General features: G+C 68.8%; 18 protein-coding genes. 13 read left to right on the top strand and 5 right to left on the bottom strand.

The window, feature by feature from the left end; all coding sequences use genetic code 11:
- Positions 1 to 53: 53 nt before the first annotated feature.
- The 4 genes from AB0D14_RS25115 to AB0D14_RS25130 all read right to left on the bottom strand — a co-directional run bounded on the left by AB0D14_RS25115 (position 54) and on the right by AB0D14_RS25130 (position 5,501).
- A complete protein-coding gene (locus AB0D14_RS25115; RefSeq protein WP_362782831.1) occupies positions 54 to 1,583 on the bottom strand; it encodes a CATRA conflict system CASPASE/TPR repeat-associated protein in 1,530 nt (509 codons plus the stop codon).
- Positions 1,584 to 1,696: 113 nt separating this feature from the next.
- On the bottom strand, positions 1,697 to 2,032 hold the full coding sequence (locus AB0D14_RS25120) for a CATRA system-associated protein (protein WP_362782833.1): 336 nt from the start codon (positions 2,030 to 2,032) through the stop codon (positions 1,697 to 1,699).
- Between the two features lie 340 nt (positions 2,033 to 2,372).
- Complete coding sequence (locus AB0D14_RS25125; protein ID WP_362782835.1) at positions 2,373 to 3,878, bottom strand: cellulose-binding domain-containing protein; 1,506 nt, start codon at positions 3,876 to 3,878, stop codon at positions 2,373 to 2,375.
- A 261-nt stretch (positions 3,879 to 4,139) separates the two neighbouring features.
- Positions 4,140 to 5,501 (bottom strand): radical SAM protein, encoded by a 1,362-nt coding sequence (locus AB0D14_RS25130; RefSeq protein WP_362782837.1) that lies wholly within the window; start codon positions 5,499 to 5,501, stop codon positions 4,140 to 4,142.
- Positions 5,502 to 5,680: 179 nt separating this feature from the next.
- On the opposite strand from AB0D14_RS25130, the gene AB0D14_RS25135 reads away from it, so the two are divergent.
- The 9 genes from AB0D14_RS25135 to AB0D14_RS25175 all read left to right on the top strand — a co-directional run bounded on the left by AB0D14_RS25135 (position 5,681) and on the right by AB0D14_RS25175 (position 17,698).
- Positions 5,681 to 6,922, top strand: coding sequence for an FAD-binding protein (locus AB0D14_RS25135; RefSeq protein WP_362782840.1), 1,242 nt, complete (start codon positions 5,681 to 5,683; stop codon positions 6,920 to 6,922).
- Positions 6,923 to 7,280: 358 nt separating this feature from the next.
- A complete protein-coding gene (locus AB0D14_RS25140; protein WP_362782843.1) occupies positions 7,281 to 8,546 on the top strand; it encodes an ROK family transcriptional regulator in 1,266 nt (421 codons plus the stop codon).
- A gap of 348 nt (positions 8,547 to 8,894) precedes the next feature.
- Positions 8,895 to 10,160, top strand: coding sequence for an extracellular solute-binding protein (locus AB0D14_RS25145; protein ID WP_362782845.1), 1,266 nt, complete (start codon positions 8,895 to 8,897; stop codon positions 10,158 to 10,160).
- Positions 10,161 to 10,186: 26 nt separating this feature from the next.
- Positions 10,187 to 11,149 (top strand): sugar ABC transporter permease, encoded by a 963-nt coding sequence (locus tag AB0D14_RS25150; RefSeq protein ID WP_362782848.1) that lies wholly within the window; start codon positions 10,187 to 10,189, stop codon positions 11,147 to 11,149.
- Positions 11,150 to 11,229: 80 nt separating this feature from the next.
- A complete protein-coding gene (locus AB0D14_RS25155) occupies positions 11,230 to 12,048 on the top strand; it encodes a carbohydrate ABC transporter permease (RefSeq protein WP_362783010.1) in 819 nt (272 codons plus the stop codon).
- A gap of 12 nt (positions 12,049 to 12,060) precedes the next feature.
- Positions 12,061 to 14,994, top strand: a complete 2,934-nt coding sequence (locus tag AB0D14_RS25160; protein WP_362782851.1) for a glycoside hydrolase family 2 TIM barrel-domain containing protein — start codon at positions 12,061 to 12,063, stop codon at positions 14,992 to 14,994.
- 85 nt (positions 14,995 to 15,079) lie between these two features.
- Positions 15,080 to 16,090 (top strand): ATP-binding cassette domain-containing protein, encoded by a 1,011-nt coding sequence (locus AB0D14_RS25165; RefSeq protein ID WP_362782854.1) that lies wholly within the window; start codon positions 15,080 to 15,082, stop codon positions 16,088 to 16,090.
- Between the two features lie 2 nt (positions 16,091 to 16,092).
- Positions 16,093 to 16,896, top strand: coding sequence for an ABC-2 family transporter protein (locus AB0D14_RS25170; RefSeq protein ID WP_362782857.1), 804 nt, complete (start codon positions 16,093 to 16,095; stop codon positions 16,894 to 16,896).
- A 1-nt stretch (position 16,897) separates the two neighbouring features.
- Entirely contained in the window at positions 16,898 to 17,698 is an 801-nt protein-coding gene (locus AB0D14_RS25175; protein ID WP_362782860.1) for an ABC-2 family transporter protein, read from the top strand.
- Positions 17,699 to 17,955: 257 nt separating this feature from the next.
- Here the strand turns inward: AB0D14_RS25175 and AB0D14_RS25180 are convergent, their stop codons facing one another.
- On the bottom strand, positions 17,956 to 18,516 hold the full coding sequence (locus AB0D14_RS25180; RefSeq protein ID WP_362783012.1) for an XRE family transcriptional regulator: 561 nt from the start codon (positions 18,514 to 18,516) through the stop codon (positions 17,956 to 17,958).
- A gap of 129 nt (positions 18,517 to 18,645) precedes the next feature.
- On the opposite strand from AB0D14_RS25180, the gene AB0D14_RS25185 reads away from it, so the two are divergent.
- The 4 genes from AB0D14_RS25185 to AB0D14_RS25200 all read left to right on the top strand — a co-directional run bounded on the left by AB0D14_RS25185 (position 18,646) and on the right by AB0D14_RS25200 (position 21,693).
- Positions 18,646 to 19,854 carry an MFS transporter gene (locus AB0D14_RS25185; protein WP_362782862.1) on the top strand — a complete coding sequence of 403 codons (1,209 nt, stop codon included), beginning with the start codon at positions 18,646 to 18,648 and terminating at the stop codon, positions 19,852 to 19,854.
- Positions 19,790 to 20,149: a hypothetical protein gene (locus AB0D14_RS25190; protein WP_362782865.1), complete on the top strand. Its 360-nt coding sequence runs from the start codon at positions 19,790 to 19,792 to the stop codon at positions 20,147 to 20,149. The genes AB0D14_RS25185 and AB0D14_RS25190 overlap by 65 nt, the downstream gene beginning before the upstream one ends.
- 99 nt (positions 20,150 to 20,248) lie before the next feature.
- Positions 20,249 to 20,563 carry a methyltransferase domain-containing protein gene (locus AB0D14_RS25195; RefSeq protein ID WP_362782868.1) on the top strand — a complete coding sequence of 105 codons (315 nt, stop codon included), beginning with the start codon at positions 20,249 to 20,251 and terminating at the stop codon, positions 20,561 to 20,563.
- 62 nt (positions 20,564 to 20,625) lie between these two features.
- Entirely contained in the window at positions 20,626 to 21,693 is a 1,068-nt protein-coding gene (locus tag AB0D14_RS25200; RefSeq protein WP_362782870.1) for an alkene reductase, read from the top strand.
- Positions 21,694 to 21,825 lie beyond the last annotated feature (132 nt).

The following is a 21,825-nucleotide window of genomic DNA, read 5'->3' on the forward strand; positions in this document are numbered from 1 at the left end:
TGTCGCGGACAGGAAACGGACAGGAAGCAGGCAGGAAAGGGAAGACGAGAGGGCTACCGCCGTCGAGTCAGAAGGTGCGCCCCGAGGAACGCCACCAGACCGGCCACGAAGGCGCCCAGGAGCGTCCACGCAACAGCGGGCGGCCCTCCTCCCCTGCTGATGGCCAGGCAGGTGACGGCCAGCCACCCCAGGGCGGCGCCGAACAGCCCTGCGACGCCCGAGTCAAGCCATCTGTATCGAGAGGTGGCCGGCGCGACACCCGCCCAGCGCAGCGTGGCCAGGGGCAGGACAAGGGCGAGAGCCGCCAGGACGGCGATGACGGCGGACTGGAGGGCCTCGCGTATCGGCACCTCGTACTTCATCGCCTGCACTGCCGCCAGCGTAGTGAGGACCGAGCCCAGGATGGATGTCTGAATGAGCGTCAGCCAGCTTCGGTGGTTGTCCAGTTCACGATGGACGAGCGGCGATACGGCCGCACGCACACCTTCCGCCCGCTCGCGCGCGGCTTCCAGATGCAGCCGGTCCTCCTCCACCTGCTTGATGAGCCATTCGGCATCGGCGAGGTCCGTCACAGTCCAGGAGACCCCCTTGCCTCGCCTGCGCGTATCGGGGGTGTGCAGGCGCATGTTGGCGACGGCGGTCGAGAGGCTGCGGCTCAGTTGACGCCGGCGTGTGATCGTCCACAGCAGCCCCTGTGGGCCGAACTGCGTCTCATCCAGCAGCTGCGACATCTTCAGGACGCGTTCCAGGGGCACCGGGCGTCGCGTCGCTGACTCCAACTCCCGCAGGAGCGCTGTCGTCCGCTCGTCGCTCTCGACGATCTGCGCCTGCGACGCTCCCGAAGCCGCGTACAGCCGTTGTTGGTGGCGGATCTTCGAGAGCTGTATGAGATAGCGGGTGAGCGGCCTCAGCCCCTGCTGGCCGTCGGCAGCCCAGGCCCACGCGTCGAGGGCTAGATCCCGGCGGGCCGGTGCGAGGACGTAGAGGTCGGTGGGAGCTTCCGGTCCCACGGTTTCTGTGGATCGCCACACGGCGAAACCATGCTCCGTGCGGTCGAAGCCGGTCCACCAGGGTTCACTCCCGGTCCCGGGCGCGTACCGACCGACGAGATCGCACATGGCACGCTCGCTACGCGCGAACCGCCGGCCGTGCAGTGCCTCGAACACGCGGAACTCGCCGAGCATCCCCCAGGGCCGGGGCGGCCGGCCCGCAGCCACCACCGCTTCACTCCACTCGGTGTCGAGATCGCCCCACTGGGTGAGGTCCGCCGTCGTGTCGTTGGGCGCAAGGAGGGCAACGACACCGACGACGTCGTGGTCGGCGAAGGCGTAGGCGGAGTAGAGGGACTCGTCCCCCGTTCGCTGCGCAGCCGCCAACAAGGTGAATTCGAGGGCGACCGGGTGCGCCGAGCTGAAATCGATGTGGTCCGCGGGCGCCGAAGTCCCCGGAATCGGATCGACCATGCCCAGCGAACGGCACGCTCGCCACAGACATTCGAGATAATCCCGAGAGTGGTTGTCGATTTCGGAATCGGCTGGCGCGAACGCCATGATGAGTAAAGCCGGCTTGGTGATTCCGCTCATGCTGTGTGACCTGCTTCCGGAATCCCGACGGGGCGGTCAAGGGAGCGCGGGGGCATCTTCCAGGTGGGTATCCACGTGCCCACGCCACACACAAGCGGTTCGGAGACGGCTGGTCACGCCGACTCCCCCTGACCGTCGCCGGCGCCCTCGAAGCGATCCTCCGGACTGCGCAGGTCAGCCGTGAGCCGTTCAATCAGGTGATTCCGCTGCTCTCGTTGCTGCGCCGGGATGGGCGTACGTTCCGCGCCCAACCGGGCCTGCGCAAGGCGCGCCCCTCTTCGTTCCAGCGGCTCCAACAGGGCAAGGACGCGCATGGTCTTGACATCGTCCTCCTCGGGGAGCACGGACTCGAGCTTGTCCAGTGCGTCCCCGACGGTGCGCCACTCGTCCGGGGCGAGCGACCAGCCCTCGATCTCCTTGAGACGCGCAATAATCTGCTGCACCTTCATGATGCCCTCCCCCGAGCACGATTAACCGCACACCCGTTCGCGTGAACTCCCCGCATCCGCCATGCATTCGGAGCCTACCGCCAAAGGGCCCTCTACAGCTGCCCTAATTGCTCGACCGGCTTGTCCGCTCGCACATTTCGCGCCGGGTGATCTCGGAGTGCCCCTTTGCGTGTCACTACAGGTTCGCCGGGGTTCCACTGATTGATTTTCCACCCTCTGGACCGAGGCATGAGGCAGAACATCACAGAGTGTGCACAGAGCCGACCGGGCCGGCCGGCTCAGCTCAACCCGGCACACCCCAGCCGGTACACCTCAGTCGGCACACCCCGGCCGGCACTCCTCAGCTGGAGTGCGTACAACTGCGCCCGTTCAGTGTGAAGTTGACCGGTGCGGAGTTCGCTTCGCGCCACGAGGCGAGGAAGCCCATGGCGAGCGTGCCGCCCGCGGTGACGGTCTTGTTGTAGTCGGCGGCGCTCGCGGTCACGCGCGAGCCGTCCTGCTCGAAGTCGCCGTCCCACATCTGGGTCATCTTCTGCCCGTCGCGGAAGGTCCAGCCGACGCGCCAGGTGTCCAGAGCGTAGTCGGACCTGACGGTGACGGTCGCCTGGAACCCGTCCGGCCACTCCTTGACCAGGTCGTACCTGGCGTGACAGACGGCCGGCTCGCTGGGGTCGGGCTCGGCCTCGTCCTCTTCGGCGGACGACGAGGAGTCGCCCTGGACCTCCTTCTCCGACCCGGTGCCCGTACCCGCGCCGGACTTCGGTGTCCGGGGAGCCGAGGTGGACGACGTCGACTCGCCCACCGACCCGGACCGCGAGGGCAGGGCGTCGAACGAGGGCACCTGCTCCCCCACGGGCTGCCGTCCGGCCGGATCCGCGGAGGCGTTGGAGCTGTCGTCCGAGCCGAAGGGCACCAGTGTGACGACGAGCGCCAGCAGCGAGACCCCGGCAGCCGCGGCCAGCAGTCCGGCGCGTCCGATCCTGGCCCTGCCGCCGCCCTCCTTCGCCCAGCCGGGCGGCTCGTCGGCGTCGTCGGCGGCGCTGCGGCTGAGCCCCGACTCGACGGCCCTGCGCCGCCGCTCCAGGTAGGCGAGCCCGCCCCAGCCGATCACCCCGCCCGCGAGCGCCGCGGGCAGCCCGCCCCCGGCGTGCTTCAGACAGGCGGCGGCCTCCGCGCACTCGACGCAGCGTGCCAGGTGCCGCGACAGGTCGTCCGGCACCTCGGCGGCGGGCGAACGGGTGACCGCGTCGAGCAACCGCGCATAGCTGCGGCACTCCTCGGAGAGCGGGGTGTCGAGGTGGTTGCGGTGGCAGCGGTCACGGAACACCCCGCGCACCTGCTGCAGTTCCTCGACGACGCCTGCCGGATCGAGGCCGAGCCGGCGGGCCACCGCGGCCGTCGGCATGGCCTCGACCTCGGCGAGCCAGAGCAGCGCGGCATCCGGTTCCTGCATGTCCCGCAGTCCGCGCAGCGCCAGCGGCCGGTGCAGGGGCGGCCCCGTGAAGCGCTCGGCCTGCTCGGAGTTGAGCCACAGACGCAGGTCGGGGTTGAGACGATCGCCCTGGCCCTGGGCCTCCCAGGCGGCGGCCGTCTGTCGTACGGCGGTCAGGAGGAGCGGTATTCGGGGCAGCCGGGGCGCCCGTGCCCGGCGCCCGAAGCTCTTGCCGCCTGTCTCGGCCTCCGCGGCACGCGCTTCGCGTATGCCGCGGGAGAAGGCCTCGGAGGCGAGCGGGCGTGCGTCGGTGGGGCCACCGGTGCAGAGGTCGGCGTAGGAAAGAACCGCGTCCCAGCATTCCGAGAACAGTGTTGCCTCGGCGGCGTCCTGAGGGGTCGGCAGGTCTGGCATGGGTGGGGACTTCACCTGCATCCACAAGGGGGGTCAACTCACCTTTTAAATACGGGAGTTGAGGGGGATGTCTCACGACGGGGCGAGTTTTTCACGGTTCCTGCACAACTGACAAGCGGCACCGCCAAATCCGCTTACCGCCGTAGCATGCCCCACCGGACCCCCCGGCCTCAGGCATACGCCATCATCGGCCCCTCAGGCCTCGTCGCCCCATCTCGTCGCCCAGGCCTCGTCACCCCGCTCTGTCCCTCAGAGCCTGTGTCAGCCGACGGACACCTTGCCTGTGCCCTCTTCCTCTCCGTCGCCCTCTGCCAGTGCCTCGTTCGCCGGGAGGCTGTCCATGAACGAGCTGACCGAGAACACCGCGTTGCCCGGTCCGGGCGGGCCGTATCCGGGCGGCGAGGAGAGCCCGAAGTCCTCCATCGTCGAGCGGTAGGCCTCCAGCAGCCGGATGTGGTACTCCAGCGGCGCACCCTGCGGGTTGGCCTTGCCCAGCGGGGTCGTCGGCTCGGGGCACCACGTGGTGAAGCGGGGCGTGATGCCCTGCGACATGAAGAACCGCAGCCCCTCCGTCGTGGACGCGATCGCCTCGTCGACCGTCGTGAACCCGAAGGGCTCGGCCATCTCCACACCCGCGACGAAGTTGGGGATGACGTTGCGCGCGCCGAAGACCTCCGCGGAGTCGAGGATGCGCTTGTGCCACTCGTCGCGGCCTACGTAGCGCTCCTTGCCCGGGCAGTACAGCTCGAAGAGCCGGCGGTCCCACACCTCGTAGTTGGGGTGGTAGATCTGCACGCCGTAGTCCTTGAAACGCTGCACGTCGTCGCGGGGCAGCGCCTGGGCGACGACCTTGCCGATCCACCGTCCCGGGAAGTGCTCCTCGATGGCCTTGGCGTACATGCCGTAGAAGTCGGCCTCGTCGCGGCCCTGGAGCTTGGAGGTGATCGCGCCACCGGTCAGCGTGTACGCGGTGGACACCTTCGCAGTGTCGTACCGGTCGATGATCTCCAGCGCCTCAAGGATCTCGTCGACGTCCTTCACCCCGGTGTAGGGGCGGCCCGCCGCCTTCTGCTGGCGCCAGTTGTGGTTGATGTCGCAGTAACCGCACTCCTCCTTGGCGCCGAAGTACTGGCAGACGCGGAAGACCGTGAGGTAGATGAGATAGCCCCACTGGATCGTCGGGGCCACCTCCATGACGGACTTCCCGTTGGAGAGCTTGTGCCGGTAGTACTCCGGCATCGGCGGCACCCCGACGTCCGAGATCCGCTTCCCGTCGAGGTAGAGCCCGAGCATGCCGTCCGCGCCCGCGGCGACCCGGTACGGCGAGGACGGGTTCACGCGTACGGACACGACGGTGCGCCGCAGGTCGTACGGGCCACCGGTGAGGATGATCTCCTCGGGCGGCCGGCGCAGTGCGGCCTCGCCCAGCTCGGGCAGGGTGCCGTGGTCGAAGGAGAAGATGAAGTAGGACTTCGGCTTGACGTCGCCGTCCTCGTTGTCGCTGAGTGCGGAGTCGTCGAAGGCCACTCCTCCACGGAGGAGGTCCTCCTTGAAGACGGCCTCCCGCGGTACGTGCGGGAACCTTTCCATCAGGTCCTCGACCAGCGCGGTTCGGCTGCCCATCCCGTCCTCCTCGCTCCCGGCGGCTGTGTTCGACTCCTCACGGTATGCCCCGCCTCCTGGGCCCTGGGCGCCGGGTCCCTCCTGGTGGTCAGCCGCGTCGGCGGGGCACGGCGAGGTAGGTTCGCGCAGTGGCCGACTACCTGGCTGCGGGAACTTCCGGGAAGCGGGAAGGACGACGGATGGCTGAGGTTCTGACGAACTGGGCGGGCAACATCACCTACTCCGCCACGGAACTGCAGCGGCCGGACTCGCTCGACGCGCTCCGGTCGCTGGTCACGCGCGGTGAGCGCGTGCGGGTGCTCGGCAGCGGGCACTCGTTCAACCTGATCGCCGACCCGGGCAGCGGGGGCGTACTGCTCACGCTGACCGCGTTGCCGCCGTCGGTCGAGGTGGACACGGCGGCCCGTACGGTCCGGGTGGCGGGCGGGGTGCGGTACGCGGAGCTGGCGCGGGCGGTGCACGGGAAGGGGCTCGCGCTGCCCAACATGGCCTCACTGCCGCACATCTCCGTGGCGGGCTCGGTGGCAACCGGTACCCATGGCTCGGGGAACACGAACGGCTCGCTGGCATCGCCCGTACGGGAGGTCGAGCTGGTCCTCGCCGACGGGTCGGACCTGACGATCGGCCGCGACGACCCCCGCTTCGACGGGGCCGTGACCTCGCTGGGCGCACTCGGTGTCGTCACCGCGCTCACCCTCGACCTGGAGCCGGCCTTCGAGGTCGCCCAGCATGTGTTCGGTCACCTGCCGTTCTCCGGGCTGGACTTCGAGGCGGTGTCGGCGTCGGCGTACAGCGTGAGCCTGTTCACCGACTGGCGGCAGCCGGGGTTCGTGCACGCGTGGGCCAAGCGGCGCACCGACGAGCCGTGGGACGGGTTTCCGTGGGCGGAACCCGCCGCCGAGGCGATGCACCCGGTGCCGGGGATGCCCGCGGTGAACTGCACCCAGCAGTTCGGGGTGCCGGGGCCCTGGCACGAGCGGCTGCCGCACTTCCGGCCGGAGTTCACGCCGAGCAGCGGCTCCGAGATCCAGTCGGAGTACCTGCTCCCGCGCTCGTACGCTGTTGACGCGCTGGGGGCTCTCGACGCCCTCCGCGACACGATCGCGCCGGTGCTGCAGATCTGCGAGGTGCGCACGGTCGCCGCCGACAGGCAGTGGCTGAGCCCGGCGTACGGGCGGGACACCGTGGCGTTCCACTTCACCTGGGTCGACGACTCGGCGGCCGTGCTGCCTGTGCTGCGGCGAATGGAGGAGGCCCTCGCGCCCTTCGACCCGCGCCCGCACTGGGGCAAGGTGTTCGCGGTGACGGCGCCGGTGTTGCGTGCACGCTATCCGCGGCTGGGCGAGTTCGCGGCCCTCGCCGAGGAGTTGGACCCGGCGGGCACGTTCCGGAACACGTTCGTGAGCGAGGTCCTGGGGTAGGGGCAGGCTCTGGGGTAGTGGCGGGCCTACGCCTGTCTCGTTCCCGGACCTCCAGAACACTCCGGACGTCCGGAACACCCCGGACGTCCGGGACGTCCTGGGCGTCCCGTCCCCTCGTCGTGCTTCAAGAGGTCTTCAAGAGGTGAGGACGCACGCCTGTCCAGGTACCTCGGATCGCCCGGGAACCGGCCTCTCGGGCCCCGGGAACCGGCCCCTCGGTCGGCGTGTGGGACTTCGTGCAACCCATTTCCTAAGCCCTTGTCGAAAGTCCTCAGCGGTCATAGCCTTGCGCCGCGCCGGGGTCGTCGGGCTCCGCCATGGCCGCAGTGGCCTGGAGGGATCTAGGGGGCACGTTCTGGTGAAGCGCACATCACGCGACATCCGCACCGCGAACCGCTACGGGGTGTTACGCCAGATCATCGCCCACTCGCCCACGTCCCGGCAGGAGCTGGCCGCCGCGACCGGGCTGAGTCTCGCCACGGTCGCCACGCTCGTCGGCGAGCTGCTCGACCTCGGGATGCTGACGGAGGTCGGCTTCGAGGACTCCGCGGGGGGCCGCCCGCGAGGACTCGTGGCCGTCAACACGTCGGGGGGCGCCTTGATCGGCGTCGACATCGCGGAGACGTACGTACGGGTCGAGTTGTTCGACCTGGCGCTGAACGTGCTGGCCCGCGCGAACGAGGACATGCGTCCTGGCGAGATCCGCCCGGAGCAGGTCGTCGGGCATGTCGCCTCGGCCGTCGGCTCGGTGGTCGCGCAGGCCGGGGTCGAGGGCGCGCGTGTCCTCGGGGTGGGCGTCAGTGTGCCGGGCCAGGTGGACCGGGAGGCCGGTGTCTCGGAGTACGCGCCGAACTGGGACTGGCACGCCGTGCCGCTGCTGGACCTGCTCTCCGCGCAGATCGCGTATCCGCTGTATCTGGACAACCCGTTGCGCGCCTGCGCGATCGCCGAGCTGTGGTTCGGGGCCGCGCGCGGGCGTGGGGACGCCGTGGTGGTGAACCTCGGCACGGGAGTCGGCGCCGGACTCGTCCTGGGCGGCGGGCTGCACCGGGGCGTCAGCAACAGCGCCGGCGAGTGGGGCCACACCACGCTCGTGCTGGACGGGCGGCTGTGCCACTGCGGCAACCACGGATGCGTGGAGACGTACGTCGGGGCGCCCGGCATCATGCTGAACCTGCTGGAGTCGAGCCCCGGCAGCACACTGCTGCACCCCGAGGACCAGACGGCGACGATCGACGCCGTCGCGCGGGCGGTCGCCGCACAGGATCCGGTGGCCACCAAGGTGGTCCGCGACACCGCGCGCTATCTCGGCGCCGCCATCGCCGACCTGGTGAACCTCCTCAATCCCGAGGTGGTCGTGCTCAGCAGCTGGGTCGCGGCCACGCTCGGCGAACCGCTGCTGCACGAGGTGCGCGAGGCCGTGGCCCGGCACGCGCTGAAGCGGCCGCTGGCCGACACCGAGATCATCCTCTCCCCCATTCCGACGGACCCGGTCTGTCTGGGCGCGGCGACGTTCGCACTCGAAGGAGCCCTCAACTCGGCGGGCCCGAAGCCCTCGGGCGGCAGGACCGCCGTCGCGCGTCGCACCGCTGCGGCAAGGAGCCGTACAGCACCGCCTTCGTAACGACGCGTCTTCGTTACGACACACCTTCGCGACGACGGCGCTTTCGCGACGACACACCTTCGTGACGGTTCAAGGGAGACCCACGACAAGTGGACGTTTGCATCCGCAATGGCCGTACGCGTCAGGCCTGATCCCGGCGGCAGGGAACGGAGTGAGGAGCGCAGCGAAGAGAGGCACTCAGGGCCATTGATGCATGGCCTGCACACCTTTGCGTCCGGCATTCCGGACGTCGCGCAACGCTTCGAACAGACTTCGTCCAACCCCTTGCCGAAGCATTGGCAGAAGGTTAACGTCCGCCACCGCACAGCGATTTCGAGCCGCAGCCACACTCGAGACAAGGACGTCAGAATGTCGGCACCGAGCAGCAGTAACTGGGATCGTCGTTCCGTACTGCGGGCCGCCGCGGGCCTCGCCGCCCTCGGCCCGCTGGCCGCCTGTGGCGGCAACACCGGCCGCGAGGGCGGCGGCGGTTCCGGCAAGAGCCTCGTTCAGTACTTCCACGCGTACGGGGAGGCCGGTACGCAGGAGGCGATCAAGCGGTATGCCAAGGCCTACGACGAGGCCCGTGTGACCACCCAGTGGATCACCGGCACCAACTTCGAGAGCAAGCTGTTCTCGTCGCTGCTCACCGACAACGCGCCGGACGTCTTCGAGTTCCACCCCCAGCTCCAGTTGATCAGGAGCGGTCAGGTGGCGCCGCTGGACGACATCATCGGCCCGGTCAAGGACGACTTCAATCCGGCGGACATCGCGTCGCACACCGTCGACGGCAAGGTCTACGGCGTCCGCATGATCGACGACCCGCAGTTCTTCTTCTACCGCAAGTCGCTCCTGAAGGCGGCGGGCATCGGGGTGCCCCAGACCCTCGAAGAGCTCGCCGAGGCTGCCGACAAGCTCACCACCGACAAGGTCAAGGGCCTGTTCCTCGGCAACAACCTGGTGGCGACGAACTACGCCCTGGTCTGGGCGGCCGGCGCCGACCAGCTCAACGACAAGAACGAGATCGCGTACCACACCGACGACGTGGCCGCGGCTCTGAAGGTGTACCGCAAGATGTTCACGAGCGGCCATCTGCTCCTGGACGCCCCCGCCGACTACTGGGACCCCTCGGCCCTCGTCCAGGGGCTCACGGCGATCCAGTGGTGCGGCATGTGGGCCATGCCCGTGATGCAGAAGGCCCTCGGCGACGACCTCGGCATCTTCCCGTTCCCCTCGGCGGCCTCCGGTGCCAAGCCCGCCGTCTACAACGGCGGTTGGTCCATGTTCGTCAACGCCAAGGGCAAGAACGTCGACCTGGCCAAGGAGTACGTGAAATGGCTCTGGATCGACCAGAAGAAGTACCAGGAGGACTGGGCGCTCAGCTACGGCTTCCACATCCCGCCGCGCACCTCGCTGGCCGAGTCCGCCACCAAGCTCAAGTCGGGCCTGCCCGCTGAGGGCGTCAAGCTCTTCACCGACTACGGGCGCTTCGACAACATCTCCTGGACCCAGGCGATGATCACGGCGCTGGAGGAAGTGATCGCCAACTCGGTCCGTAAGGGCATGGAGCCGGAGAAGGCCCTCGACGCCGCGGACAAGAAGGTCAACCATGAACTCAAAAAGCTCTTCGGATAGGCCGGCGGCCACGGACAGGTAACGACATGTCGACCACCAAGACGCGCGACGCCACGCGCCCCGCCCCGGCCAAGGCCTCCAAGGCCGAGCCGCGGCGGGGTGTGCGGGGCAGTACGCTCAGCTTCTGGATCTTCACAGGACCGTTCCTCATCGGTCTGGTGATCTTCGTCTACATCCCCATCGGGTGGAGCGTCTGGCTCAGCTTCTTCGAGGCGCGCTACACGGTCACGCCCGACAAGTTCATCGGCTTCGACAACTACGAGCTGATGCTGACGAACGGCGACTTCACCGGTTCGCTCGTCACCTTCACCGTCTTCGCCGCGATCATCGTGCCGGTCACCTGGGCGCTGTCGCTGGGCCTGGCGCTGATGGTGCACCGGCTGCGCTTCATGAAGGCGTTCTTCCGGTCGGTCTTCTTCCTGCCGACGGCGTGCAGCTTCGTCGCCGCCTCGCTGATCTGGAAGATGTCCATCTTCAGCGGTGTCCGCTTCGGCATGATGAACACCTTCCTCGGCTTGTTCGGCATCGAGAACGTCGCCTGGCTGGCCGATCCGAACCCGCCCTGGTACTGGCTGGTCATCGTGACCGTCCGCCTGTGGCTGCAGGCCGGCTTCTACATGATCCTGTTCCTGGCGGCCCTGCAGAACATCCCGCCGGAACTCTACGAGGCCGCCGCGATCGACGGCGCCAAGCCGGGCTGGCAGACGTTCCGCCACATCACCCTGCCCCAGCTGCGGGCCACCTCGACCGCCGTGATCCTGCTGCTGCTCGTGGCCGCGTACCAGGCCTTCGACGAGTTCTTCAATCTGCTGGCGAAGACGACCTGGGGCCGACCGCCCCTCGTCGAGCTGTACTACACGGCTCTGGGCGACGATCAGGACTACGGCGCCGGCAGTGCGGGCGCGGTCATCCTGACGCTGCTGATCTGCATGGTGACCCTGCTCCAGGGCAGGTTCCTGGGCTTCGGAAGGAGTGACGACTCCAGGTGACGACCGTCATCGAAACCCCCAAGGCGGATGCCGACGCCGAGCCCCCGGGGCGGCCCGAGCGCAGGCGCGACCGGCGAGGCGTGCTCGGCTCCGCCGGCCTCTACTTCGCCACCTCCGTCTGTGCCCTGCTCTTCCTCGTCCCCTTCTATCTGATCGTCCGCAACGCCCTGTCCACGGACGTCGAGATCACCGGCGAGAACTGGAAGTGGTTCCCCACCGACATCCAGTGGGGCAACTTCACCGAGCTGTTCGACGACGCGACGGTCCCGTTCGGCCGGTCCCTGTGGAACTCGGCGGTCGTCGGCGTCCTGCACACCGTCGGCACGCTGCTGGTCTGCTCGCTCGCGGGTTACGGCCTCGCCCGGATCCCCTACAAGCACGCCAACAAGATCTTCTACGCGGTCCTGGTGACCCTGATGGTGCCGGCCGCCGTCACTTTCGTACCGAGCTTCGTGCTGGTCTCGTCGCTCGGCTGGGTGTCGAGTATGCAAGGTCTCATCGTTCCGGGGCTCTTCAGTGGTTTCACCTGCTTCCTGTTCCGGCAGTACTTCCTGGGGTTCCCCAAAGAACTGGAGGAGGCGGCGCGCGTGGACGGGCTCGGGTACTGGGGTGCGTACTGGCGCATCGTCGTGCCCAACTCGCTCAACTTCTTCGCCGCGATCGCGACCATCACCTTCATCAGCGGCTGGAACGCCTTCCTGTGGCCCCTGGTCATCGGCCAGGACCAGGAGGCGTGGACCGTACAGGTCGCGCTCTCCTCGTACATGACGAACCAGACCGTCAACTTCCATCTGATCTTCATGGCCACCGCAATTTCCATCCTGCCCCTGGTGCTCGTGTTCCTGTTCCTCCAGCGCTGGCTGGTGCAGGGGGTCGCGCAGACCGGCATCAAGGGCTGACCTAGGAGAACGATGTCTGCCCGCACCACCTCCCCCTCCCCTTCGCCCGAGTTCCCGGCTTCTCCCGGCGCGGGGGGAGCCTCGTCCGTCGACTACGTGGAGGACGTCTCGGCCGGGAGCGGCGCGCTGCCGCCCCGGGCGTGGTACGCGTCCTCCGACGCCGCCTCCCTCTCGCTGAACGGCAGTTGGCGCTTCCGGCTGTCGGCGACGGCCGACGCCCAGGACGACTCCTTCGCCGAGCGGGGACACGACTCCGAGGACTGGGCGGAGGTGGTGGTCCCCGGGCACTGGGTCCTCCAGGGCGACGGGGACTTCGGTGCGCCGATCTACACCAACCATCTCTATCCCTTCCCGGTGGATCCGCCGAGGGTGCCCACGGAGAACCCGACCGGTGACCATCTGCGGTTCTTCGACCTGCCGGACGACTGGCCCGATGCCTCGGACGGTGGCGTGGTCCTGCGCTTCGACGGGGTCGAGTCCTGCGCCCGGGTGTGGCTGAACGGGACGGACATCGGTGAGTTCAAGGGATCCCGGCTGCCGCACGAGTTCGCGGTCGGGCACCTGCTGAAGCCGGCCGGGAACGTGCTGGCCGTGCGCGTCCACCAGTGGTCGGCGGGCTCGTACCTGGAGGACCAGGACCAATGGTGGCTGCCCGGCATCTTCCGGGACGTCACGCTGCTCCACCGTCCGGCGGCCGGCGTGCTCGACTTCTTCGTGCACTCCTCGTACGACCATCGCGAAGGCACCGGGACCCTGCGCGTCGACTCCGATGTCGACGGCCGGGTCGTCGTGCCCGGCCTGGACATCGATGTCGAGACCGGGCAGCCCATCACCGTGCCGGTGCGGCCGTGGACCGCAGAGACACCGCACTTGTACGACGCCACGCTGGTCACGGACGGGGAGCGGGTCCCGCTGCGGATCGGTTTCCGTACGGTCGCGCTGGAGGACGGCCTGATCAAGGTCAACGGCCGGGCGATCTTCTTCAGGGGCGTCAACCGGCACGAGTGGCACCCCGAGCACGGCCGCGCCCTTGATCTGGAGACCATGCGCGAGGACGTGCTGCTGATGAAGCGGCACAACCTGAACGCCGTGCGCACCTCCCACTACCCGCCCCACCCGGCCTTCCTCGACCTGTGCGACGAGTACGGGCTGTGGGTGATCGACGAGTGCGACCTGGAGACCCACGGCTTCGTCGAGCAGGCCTGGCGCGACAACCCGGTGGACGACGACCGCTGGACCCCGGCGCTCCTGGACCGGGCGGCCCGTATGGTCGAGCGCGACAAGAACCACCCCTCGATTCTCATCTGGTCGCTGGGCAACGAGGCCGGCACCGGACGCGGACTCACCGCCATGGCCGAGTGGATCCGCGGCCGGGACACGTCGCGGCTCATCCACTACGAGGGTGACTGGAACTGCCGCGACACGGACATGTACTCGCGGATGTACGCGGACCACGCCGAGGTCGAGCGGATCGGCGCCGGCCTGGACGGCGGCCCGGCCGGGCGGCGTCAACTCCCCTTCATCCTGTGCGAGTACGGGCACGCCATGGGCAACGGTCCCGGCGGGCTGGCCGACTACCAGCGGATCTTCGAGGGGCACGACCGGATCCAGGGCGGCTTCATCTGGGAGTGGATCGACCACGGCGTCAAGGACGAGCGGTACGGCTTCGCCTACGGCGGTGACTTCGGCGAGGAACTGCACGACGGCAACTTCGTCTGCGACGGGCTGCTCTTCCCGGACCGCAGCGCCTCGCCGGGGCTCGCCGAGTTCAAGAAGGTGATCGAGCCGGTCCGGATCGAGGGCGACGGGGCGAACGGCACGGTACGGGTGACGAACGCGTACGACTTCGCCGACCTCTCGCACCTGGAGTTCGAGTTCTCGTACCAGGTGGACGGATCTCCCACCGGCGCGCACCGGCTCACCGTGCCGTCGCTCGCACCTGGGGAGTCGGCCGAGGTCAAGCTGCCCGCGGCCGCGCCCGACGGTGAGGGCGAGGAGGTCCAGTGGACGGTCCGCGCGCTGCTCGCCGAGGACACCTCCTGGGCGGGCCGCAGCCACGAGGTGGCGTGGGCGCAGGAGACCGTCGCGCCGCGCGGGCCCCTGCCGTCGGCCACGGGCACACGGCCCGCGGCCGACGGTGACCGGATCACACTGGGCCCGGCCTCCTTCGACGCCCGCACCGGCGCGCTGCGGGCCATCGGCACGACGGACGTCACGGGTCTGCGCCTGGACGTGTGGCGCGCCACCACGGACAACGACGAGGGCGCGTCCTGGCAGGGCGGCGTGCGCCCCGGCGTGCTGTGGCGCACGCTGGGCCTGCACCGTATGCAACACCGCCTGGACGCCGTGGAGCTGGCGGACGACGCGCTGACCGTACGGACCCGGGTGGCGCCGGCCGCCCAGGAGGTGGGCCTGCGCACCGTGTACCGGTGGACGTCCGACGGGGCGCGGCTGCGCCTGACCGTCTCGGTCACTCCCGAGGGCGACTGGACGGTGCCGCTGCCCAGGCTCGGCATCCGGTTGGGTCTGCCGGCGTCGTCCGGGGAGAACCTGACGTGGTTCGGCAGTGGTGGCGAGGCGTACCCGGACACCAAGGCCGCGGCAAAGACGCTCCTGTGGGACGCGAGCGTCGAGGAACTGCAGACACCGTACGTGCGCCCGCAGGAGAACGGCGCCCGCGCGGACGTCCGCTGGGCCCAGGTCGGAGAGCTTCGGATCGAGGGCGACCCGGAGTTCTGGTTCACCGCGCGGCGGTGGACCACCGAGCAGTTGGACGCGGCCCGGCACCTGACCGACCTCACGCCGGGCGACACCCTGTGGGTCAACCTCGACCACGGGCAGCAGGGCATCGGCTCGCAGTCGTGCGGTCCCGGTGTACTGCCGCAGTACCAGTTGCTGGTTCAGCCGGCTGAATTCTCCTTTGTCTTCTCGACGGTCGACGACTGACACTGTTACCGGTCTCATGGCCGTCCGGCTCCCCTGCCGGGCGGCCTCGCTCGCGTGCTCCCCGCTCCCCCGGAGGTTCCCCCGCGTGATCGGTTCCATAGAGGTCCGTGGCCTGTCCCGGACCTTCCACACCACTGTGCGCCGCCCCGGTTTCACGGGCGCCGTCAGGTCCCTCGTCAATCCGGAACGGGTCGCCAAGGAGGCCGTCTCCGACGTCACCTTCGAGGTCGCCCCCGGCGAACTCCTCGCCCTGCTCGGGCCGAACGGCGCGGGCAAGTCCACCACGATCAAGATGCTCACCGGCATCCTCACCCCCACGTCCGGTGAGGCACGGGTCGCCGGCGTGGTCCCGTACCAGGAGCGGGAGCGCAACGCGCGCAACATCGGGGCCGTGTTCGGGCAGCGCACCCAACTGTGGTGGGACCTGCCGGTGCGGGAGTCCTTCGCGATCCTGCGCGACATCTACGACGTACCCGAGGCCGAACACCGGGCGAGGCTCAAGGAGTTCGACGAGCTCCTCGACCTGTCCTCCTTCTGGGACACCCGCGTCCGGCATCTCTCGCTCGGCCAGCGCGTGCGCTCCGACCTGGCCGCCGCGCTGCTGCACGATCCGCCGGTGGTGTTCCTCGACGAGCCCACCATCGGTATGGACGTGGTGGTCAAGGAGCAGGTCCGCGAGTTCCTCAGGTACCAGGTGGAGGAGCGCGAGCGGACCGTACTGCTCACCACGCACGACATGACGGAGGTCGAACGGCTCGCGGAGCGGGTCGTCCTGATCAACCACGGCCGTCTCGTGCTGGACGGTTCCCTGGACGAGATCCGGCGGAGGTTCGGCTCGACCTGGCAGGTGCGGGCCACCCTCGCCGACGCCCACGCGGCCGTCGAACCGCTGCCGGGGATCACGCTGCTGCGGCGCGAGGGCCCGCTGGTGGTGTTCGGCCCCGACGGACCCACCGCACCCACCATGCACCAGGCGCTGAAGCAGGTCATCGAACGGTACGAGGTGACCGACCTCGCCCTGGACGAGGCCGACCTGGAGGACGTGATGCGGGCCGCGTACGCCCACGCCGAGGACGTCCAAGTGGGGGGTGCGTGACCATGGCCGTCCTGCACGGCTGGCGGGCCGCGCGTGTCACCCCGCTCGGCGAACTGCACACCCCGCCCCGGATGACCGCCGCGCTGCTCCGGCTCACGGTCCAGGTGGTGCTGGTGGCATCCCTGTGGCACGGCCTGTACGCGGCCACGGGCACGACGGCCGGCCTGTCGAAGGACCAGGCCGTCACCTACGCGGTACTGGCCGTACTGGCGTCCCGCATAAGGGAGTTGGACCAGTACGCGGGCCGCGACACGGTACTGCAGCACATGCACTTCGGCACGATCGTCTACTGGTACCTGCGCCCGATCTCACCCCAGCGCTACTACGCGCTCCGCGCCCTCGGCGAGCAGTTGTACGGCCTGGTCTGGGTCCTCGCCGGATACGTGATCTGCCTGGCGGCCGGGGTCGTGGACCCGCCCAAGTCGGCTGCTGTGGCCGGGGTGTTCGCGGTCAGCGCGCTCCTCGGCCAGTGGGTCCTCTACTACGTGATGCTCGCCATCGACCAATTGTGCTTCTGGACGCTCCGCAACGGCGCGGCGATGCTGATCCTGATCTTCGCCCAGAACCTGCTGTCCGGGGTGTACGCGCCGCTGTGGTTCTTCCCCGACTGGTTCATCACGCTGAGCGCCTTCCTGCCGTTCCAGGCAACACTCAGCGTGCCGCTCTCGCTGTACGTGGGCCGCATCGAACTGGCTGACGCGGGGCCGCAGTTGGCCTTGCAGGCTGCCTGGGTGGTGGCGCTCGCCCTGCTCACCCGACTGCTGTGGCGGCGGGCCGCCCGGCGCGTGATCTCCCAGGGAGGCTGAGATGTCGGCCAAGGCTCTTCGCGTCATCTGGCGCATCACGCGGCTCAACTTCCGCGCACAGCTGGAGTATCGCTCCGAGTTCCTGATGATGATCGCGATCGGCGCGGTCTGGCAGGTCTCGGTGATCGTGTTCGCGACCGTACTGCTCACCCGGTTCAGCGGGATGGGCGGCTGGGACAGCTCGGACGTCCTGCTGATCCCGGCGACACGGATGCTGGCACACGGTCTGTTCGTACTGTTCCTCGGCCGGGTGCACGGCATCGGGAGGCACATCCAGGAGGGGATGATCGACACCTACCTGGTCCGCCCGATGCCGGTCTACCGCCAACTCCAGCTGTCCTACTTCCCCACCAACGCGATCGGCGACCTGACGGTGGCCGCGGGCCTCATGGCGGGCGCCCTGAGCCGCAGCGACCTCGACTGGACGACGACCCGGATCACGTACCTCGTCGTCTGCGTCCTCGGCGGCATGCTCCTGGAGGCGGCCTTGTTCACGGTGGTCGCCAGTGCCTCGCTGCGCTTCCCGGCCGGCGACTACTGGGGACGCTGGCTGGAGGAACTGCTCGGCACGTTCGGCAGCTACCCGCTGAACGTGCTGCCGAAGGCGGTGACCGGCTTCCTCACGTTCGGACTGCCGCTGGCCTTCGTCGCGTACTTCCCGGCCGCGGTGCTGACCGGGCACGACGCCGGGGTGCCGTACTGGCTGGCGGCGATGTCACCGCTGCTCGGGGCGGCGGCCTATGTGGGCTCGCGACTGCTGTGGCGGTGGAGCCTGCGGCATTACACGGGGGTGAACGGGTGAGTGGCTGAGCGCTGGGGGCCGCCGCGCTCACACTGCCTGCCCGGCCCCTCGCGCCCCGGCCACCCGCACCCCCGGGCAAGCCGTAGCTCCCGGGCCGTCCGGCCGTACGCCGCAGCAACGGACGCCTTCAGCGCGGCGAACGAGGCGAGAAACTGCGAGCGAGTCCTGGGCGATCGCCGACACGGCCTCGACTCACTGTTGCCACCAGACGCCGCTCAGCCGTAACCGACGTCCCTGCTGCCGACCCGGTGAGCTGATCAGGCAGGGCGGGCGCGGAGGTGAGCACGCTCGCCCTGCTGCCCGAAGATGACCAGTAGTTCCACTGGCTGGTCGTCGTCAGGACCGAGCCAGTGCGGAAGGTGGGTGTCGAATTCCGCCACTTCCCCCGGCGCCAGGACGAGGACACGGTCGCCCAGGTGAAGCCGGAGCCTCCCGTTGAGGACATAAATCCATTCATAGCCCTCGTGAGTGTTCAGCTCGGGCTCGCCGGCGCTCGGACTGATCACGAGCTTATGAGCGTGCATACCGCCCGGCCTGCGGGTCAGCGGCACATAAGTCATGCCGTCGCGGGTCACCGGGCGCAGATGAACACGCGGATCACCAGTCTCCGGGGCGCCTACGAGTTCGTCCAACGGAACGTTGTACGCCTGCGCCAGGGGCAGGAGAAGCTCCAGGTTGGGCTTACGCCCACCGCCTTCCAGGCGGGAGAGCGTGCTCTCCGAGATCCCCGTGATCTCCGCCAGCGCGGCCAGCGTGATGCCTTGCCGGCGGCGCAGCTCCCGCAGCCGCGGACCGATGGCAGTGAGCACGTGATCCATTCCGTCCATGACCTCATCTTGCTGAACCAGCATGAGACTTTGCAACTTTCCAGCATCCGGCTGCACTCTCCTGGCGACGTGAGCCCACGTACCAACGCATTCCTCGCCCACTGCTCAGGAGAGCCTTCGATGACGACTCCCGCTCGCGCTGTCGGGAAGGCCGCAGACCCGCATGCACCCGACCCGCATCGGTGGATGGCGCTTACCGTGGCGTCGGTCGCCACGCTCATGGTCGTGCTGGACGTGTCCATCGTGAACATCGCTCTGCCGCAGGCGCAGAGCGACCTGGGGATGAGCGACGCGAACCGCCAATGGATGATCACCGCGTATGCCCTGGCCTTCGGCGGGCTGCTCCTGCTAGGCGGCCGCATCGCGGACTTCGCCGGCCGCAAACGGATCCTCGTCATCGGCCTCTTGGGCTTCGCGGGCGCATCCATGCTCGGCGGCCTCGCACCCAACCCGGGCATTCTGTTCACCGCACGGGCACTGCAGGGCTCCTTCGCAGCACTCCTGGCGCCGGCAGCACTGTCCCTCATCACGGTTGCCTTCACCGACCCCAAGGAACGGGCCAAGGCGTTCGGTATCTACGGTGCGTTCCAGGGCGGAGGAGGGGCAGTCGGCCTTCTCCTCGGCGGGGTGCTCACCGAATACGCGGGCTGGCGCTGGTGCATGTACATCAACGTCCCCATCGCCCTGGCCGTCGCTCTGGCCGCCCGGCCTTTCGTGCGGGAGAGCCGCGCTGAAGGTCACCGCCACTACGACGTCCCTGGCGCCCTGCTGGTGACCAGCGGCCTGGTCGCACTCGTCTACGGCTTTACCCAGACAGCCGACGGCGAAGGCTGGACGGCACCCGCCACCCTGCTCCTCCTGGCCGTAGCCGTGGTCCCCCTGACCACCTTCGTTCTCGTGGAGCGCCGGACACTGCACCCACTGCTGCCTCTGCGGGTCGTCCTCGACCACAGCCGGGCCGGTGTGTTCCTGGCGAATCTCCTCATCGGCGCCGGCATGTTCGGCATGAACCTCTTCATGACCTACTTCCTCCAGGTCAACCTCCACTACACGCCCCTGCAGGCAGGTTGCGCCTTCCTTCCCTTCAGCGCCGGGATCATCGCCACCACCATGCTTGCCGCACCCCTCGTCACACGCATCGGCCCCAAGGCCCTGATGGTCGGCGGCACCGCACTGGCCCACCGCAGGGCTGCTCTGGCTCACCCGCCTGGACACCGCATCCGGCTACACGGGCGAAATCCTGCCGACCCAGATCCTGGTGAGCGTGGGAGTGGGCCTGTTCTTCCTGGCCGGCCCCAACGTGGCGCTGTCCGGCGTCGACCCCCATGACGCCGGAGTGGCCAGCGCCGCGCTCAACACCAGCCAGCAGATCGGTGCGGCGCTCGGCCCGGCACTCCTCAACACTCTCTACATCTCCGCCGTCACCGGCTACCTCGCCTCCCGGTCTCCGGCCGCCGACAAGACATCGCGCGCTCTGCAGCTGGAGGGCTTCCTCCACGGCTACCGCATCGCCTTCATCGTCGCCGGCGCCCTCATGGCCGCTGCCGTCCTTGCCCTCACGCTCCTGGTGAAGACGCCCAAGACCCCGGCGGCTGAAGCGCAGTCCAGCGCTCCGGCCATCTGAACGAAAGGTTCACCCCATGGACGACCCCACCCGCCAGATCCACGCAGCGCCGGCGACGCCGCACAGTTCTGGGAGGACCTCTACCGCGGCAAAGACTCCGTGTGGAAGGGCACCCCCAACCCGCTGCTCGCCGAAACCGCAGCTCAGCTCTCGCCTCCCGGACACGCCCTGGACCTGGGCTGCGGCGAAGGAGGCGACACCATCTGGCTCGCCACCCACGGCTGGCAGGTCACCGCGGTGGACATCGCACCCACCGCATTGCAACGCGTCGCCCAGCACGCAGCCCACGAGGGTGTCGCCGACCGTGTGCCCCCCAACATCACGACCTGGCGGGCACTTTTCCCGCCGGAACCTTCGACTTCATATCCGCCCAGTACCTGCAGACCCCCTACGACTTCCCGCGCACCGGTGTAACGCAACAGCGGCACCACCGCCACGGTGCACGCCGCCCCGCTTCCCTCCCAGGAGAACTTCCCATGGCAGACCTGTTCGAGCCGCTGACCGTCGGCAAGTGGACACTGAAAAACCGCATCGTCATGGCCCCCATGACCCGCAACCGGGCCACCCCCGACGGCGTGCCGACCGACATCATGGCCACCTACTACGGCCAGCGGGCCACCGCCGGACTGATCATCACCGAAGGCGTACAGCCCAGCGCCGTCGGCCAGGGATACATGAACTCACCCGGCCTGCACACCCCGGCACAGATCGCAGCATGGCGCCCGGTCGCCGAGGCCGTACACCGCGACGGCGGCCGCATCGTCGCTCAGATCATGCACGCCGGGCGCATCTCGCACCCGGACAACAAGCACAATGCTGAGACCGTTGCGCCCAGCGCCATCGCTGCACCCGGCGAAATGTTCACCGCAATGGGCCCCAAGCCCCACCCCACGCCTCGCGCCCTGCGAGCCGAAGAAATCCCCTCCGTCATCGACGAATACGTACAGGCAGCACGGGCCGCCGTCGACGCCGGACTTGACGGCATCGAACTCCACGCCGCCAACGGTTACCTGCTCCACCAGTTCCTCGCCCCCTCCACCAACCACCGCACCGACGTCTACGGCGGCTCGCCCCAGGCACGTGCACGCTTCGTCATTGACGTAGCCCAGGCCGTTTCCGACGCCATCGGTAGCGAACGAGTAGGCATCCGCATCTCACCCGGCATCAACCTCCACGGAGCCGTGGAAGACGATGCGGACGAGACCGCAACCACTTACGGTGCGCTCGTGGATGCTCTGTCGGTCATGGGCCTGGCCTACCTGCACACCATCGGGGACCCCACCGCCCCACTCCTGCTGAATCTCGCCAGCCGCTTCGGCGGCCCCCGCATCGTCAGCAACGGGTGGGACCCGGTAACCGACGCCACGATTGCCCAGGCCCTTCTCGACAACGGCCAGGCAGACCTGGTCGCTGTTGGACGCGCCTTCATCGCCAACCCCGACCTTGTGGAACGCTGGCAGACCAACGCACCTCTGAATGAGCCCGACACCGCTACTTTCTACGGTGGTGACCACCGCGGCTACACCGACTATCCGTCGCTGTAACGCCCCCCAGAGACTGAGAGACTGGGCACTCGATCCGCCCTAGCGCCCGGGGCCACTAGGTGTACTGACCCGTGAGGTTGGGGACGCGGCTGGCGGGTGGTTTGCCTGCGAGCGCGGTGTCGCCGCGGGGCG

The sequence above is a fragment of the Streptomyces sp. NPDC048484 genome (assembly GCF_040651415.1).
In the GTDB taxonomy this organism is placed as follows: domain Bacteria; phylum Actinomycetota; class Actinomycetes; order Streptomycetales; family Streptomycetaceae; genus Streptomyces.

Coding starts and splice junctions, on each gene's coding strand:
- AB0D14_RS25145 (WP_362782845.1), top strand. CDS start 8,895: ATGTCGGCACCGAGCAGCAGTAACTGGGATCGTCGTTCCGTACTGCGG.
- AB0D14_RS25130 (WP_362782837.1), bottom strand. CDS start 5,501: ATGGGCAGCCGAACCGCGCTGGTCGAGGACCTGATGGAAAGGTTCCCG.
- AB0D14_RS25115 (WP_362782831.1), bottom strand. CDS start 1,583: ATGAGCGGAATCACCAAGCCGGCTTTACTCATCATGGCGTTCGCGCCA.
- AB0D14_RS25175 (WP_362782860.1), top strand. CDS start 16,898: ATGTCGGCCAAGGCTCTTCGCGTCATCTGGCGCATCACGCGGCTCAAC.
- AB0D14_RS25180 (WP_362783012.1), bottom strand. CDS start 18,516: ATGGATCACGTGCTCACTGCCATCGGTCCGCGGCTGCGGGAGCTGCGC.
- AB0D14_RS25120 (WP_362782833.1), bottom strand. CDS start 2,032: ATGAAGGTGCAGCAGATTATTGCGCGTCTCAAGGAGATCGAGGGCTGG.
- AB0D14_RS25160 (WP_362782851.1), top strand. CDS start 12,061: ATGTCTGCCCGCACCACCTCCCCCTCCCCTTCGCCCGAGTTCCCGGCT.
- AB0D14_RS25200 (WP_362782870.1), top strand. CDS start 20,626: ATGGCAGACCTGTTCGAGCCGCTGACCGTCGGCAAGTGGACACTGAAA.
- AB0D14_RS25150 (WP_362782848.1), top strand. CDS start 10,187: ATGTCGACCACCAAGACGCGCGACGCCACGCGCCCCGCCCCGGCCAAG.
- AB0D14_RS25135 (WP_362782840.1), top strand. CDS start 5,681: ATGGCTGAGGTTCTGACGAACTGGGCGGGCAACATCACCTACTCCGCC.
- AB0D14_RS25125 (WP_362782835.1), bottom strand. CDS start 3,878: ATGCCAGACCTGCCGACCCCTCAGGACGCCGCCGAGGCAACACTGTTC.
- AB0D14_RS25170 (WP_362782857.1), top strand. CDS start 16,093: ATGGCCGTCCTGCACGGCTGGCGGGCCGCGCGTGTCACCCCGCTCGGC.
- AB0D14_RS25185 (WP_362782862.1), top strand. CDS start 18,646: ATGACGACTCCCGCTCGCGCTGTCGGGAAGGCCGCAGACCCGCATGCA.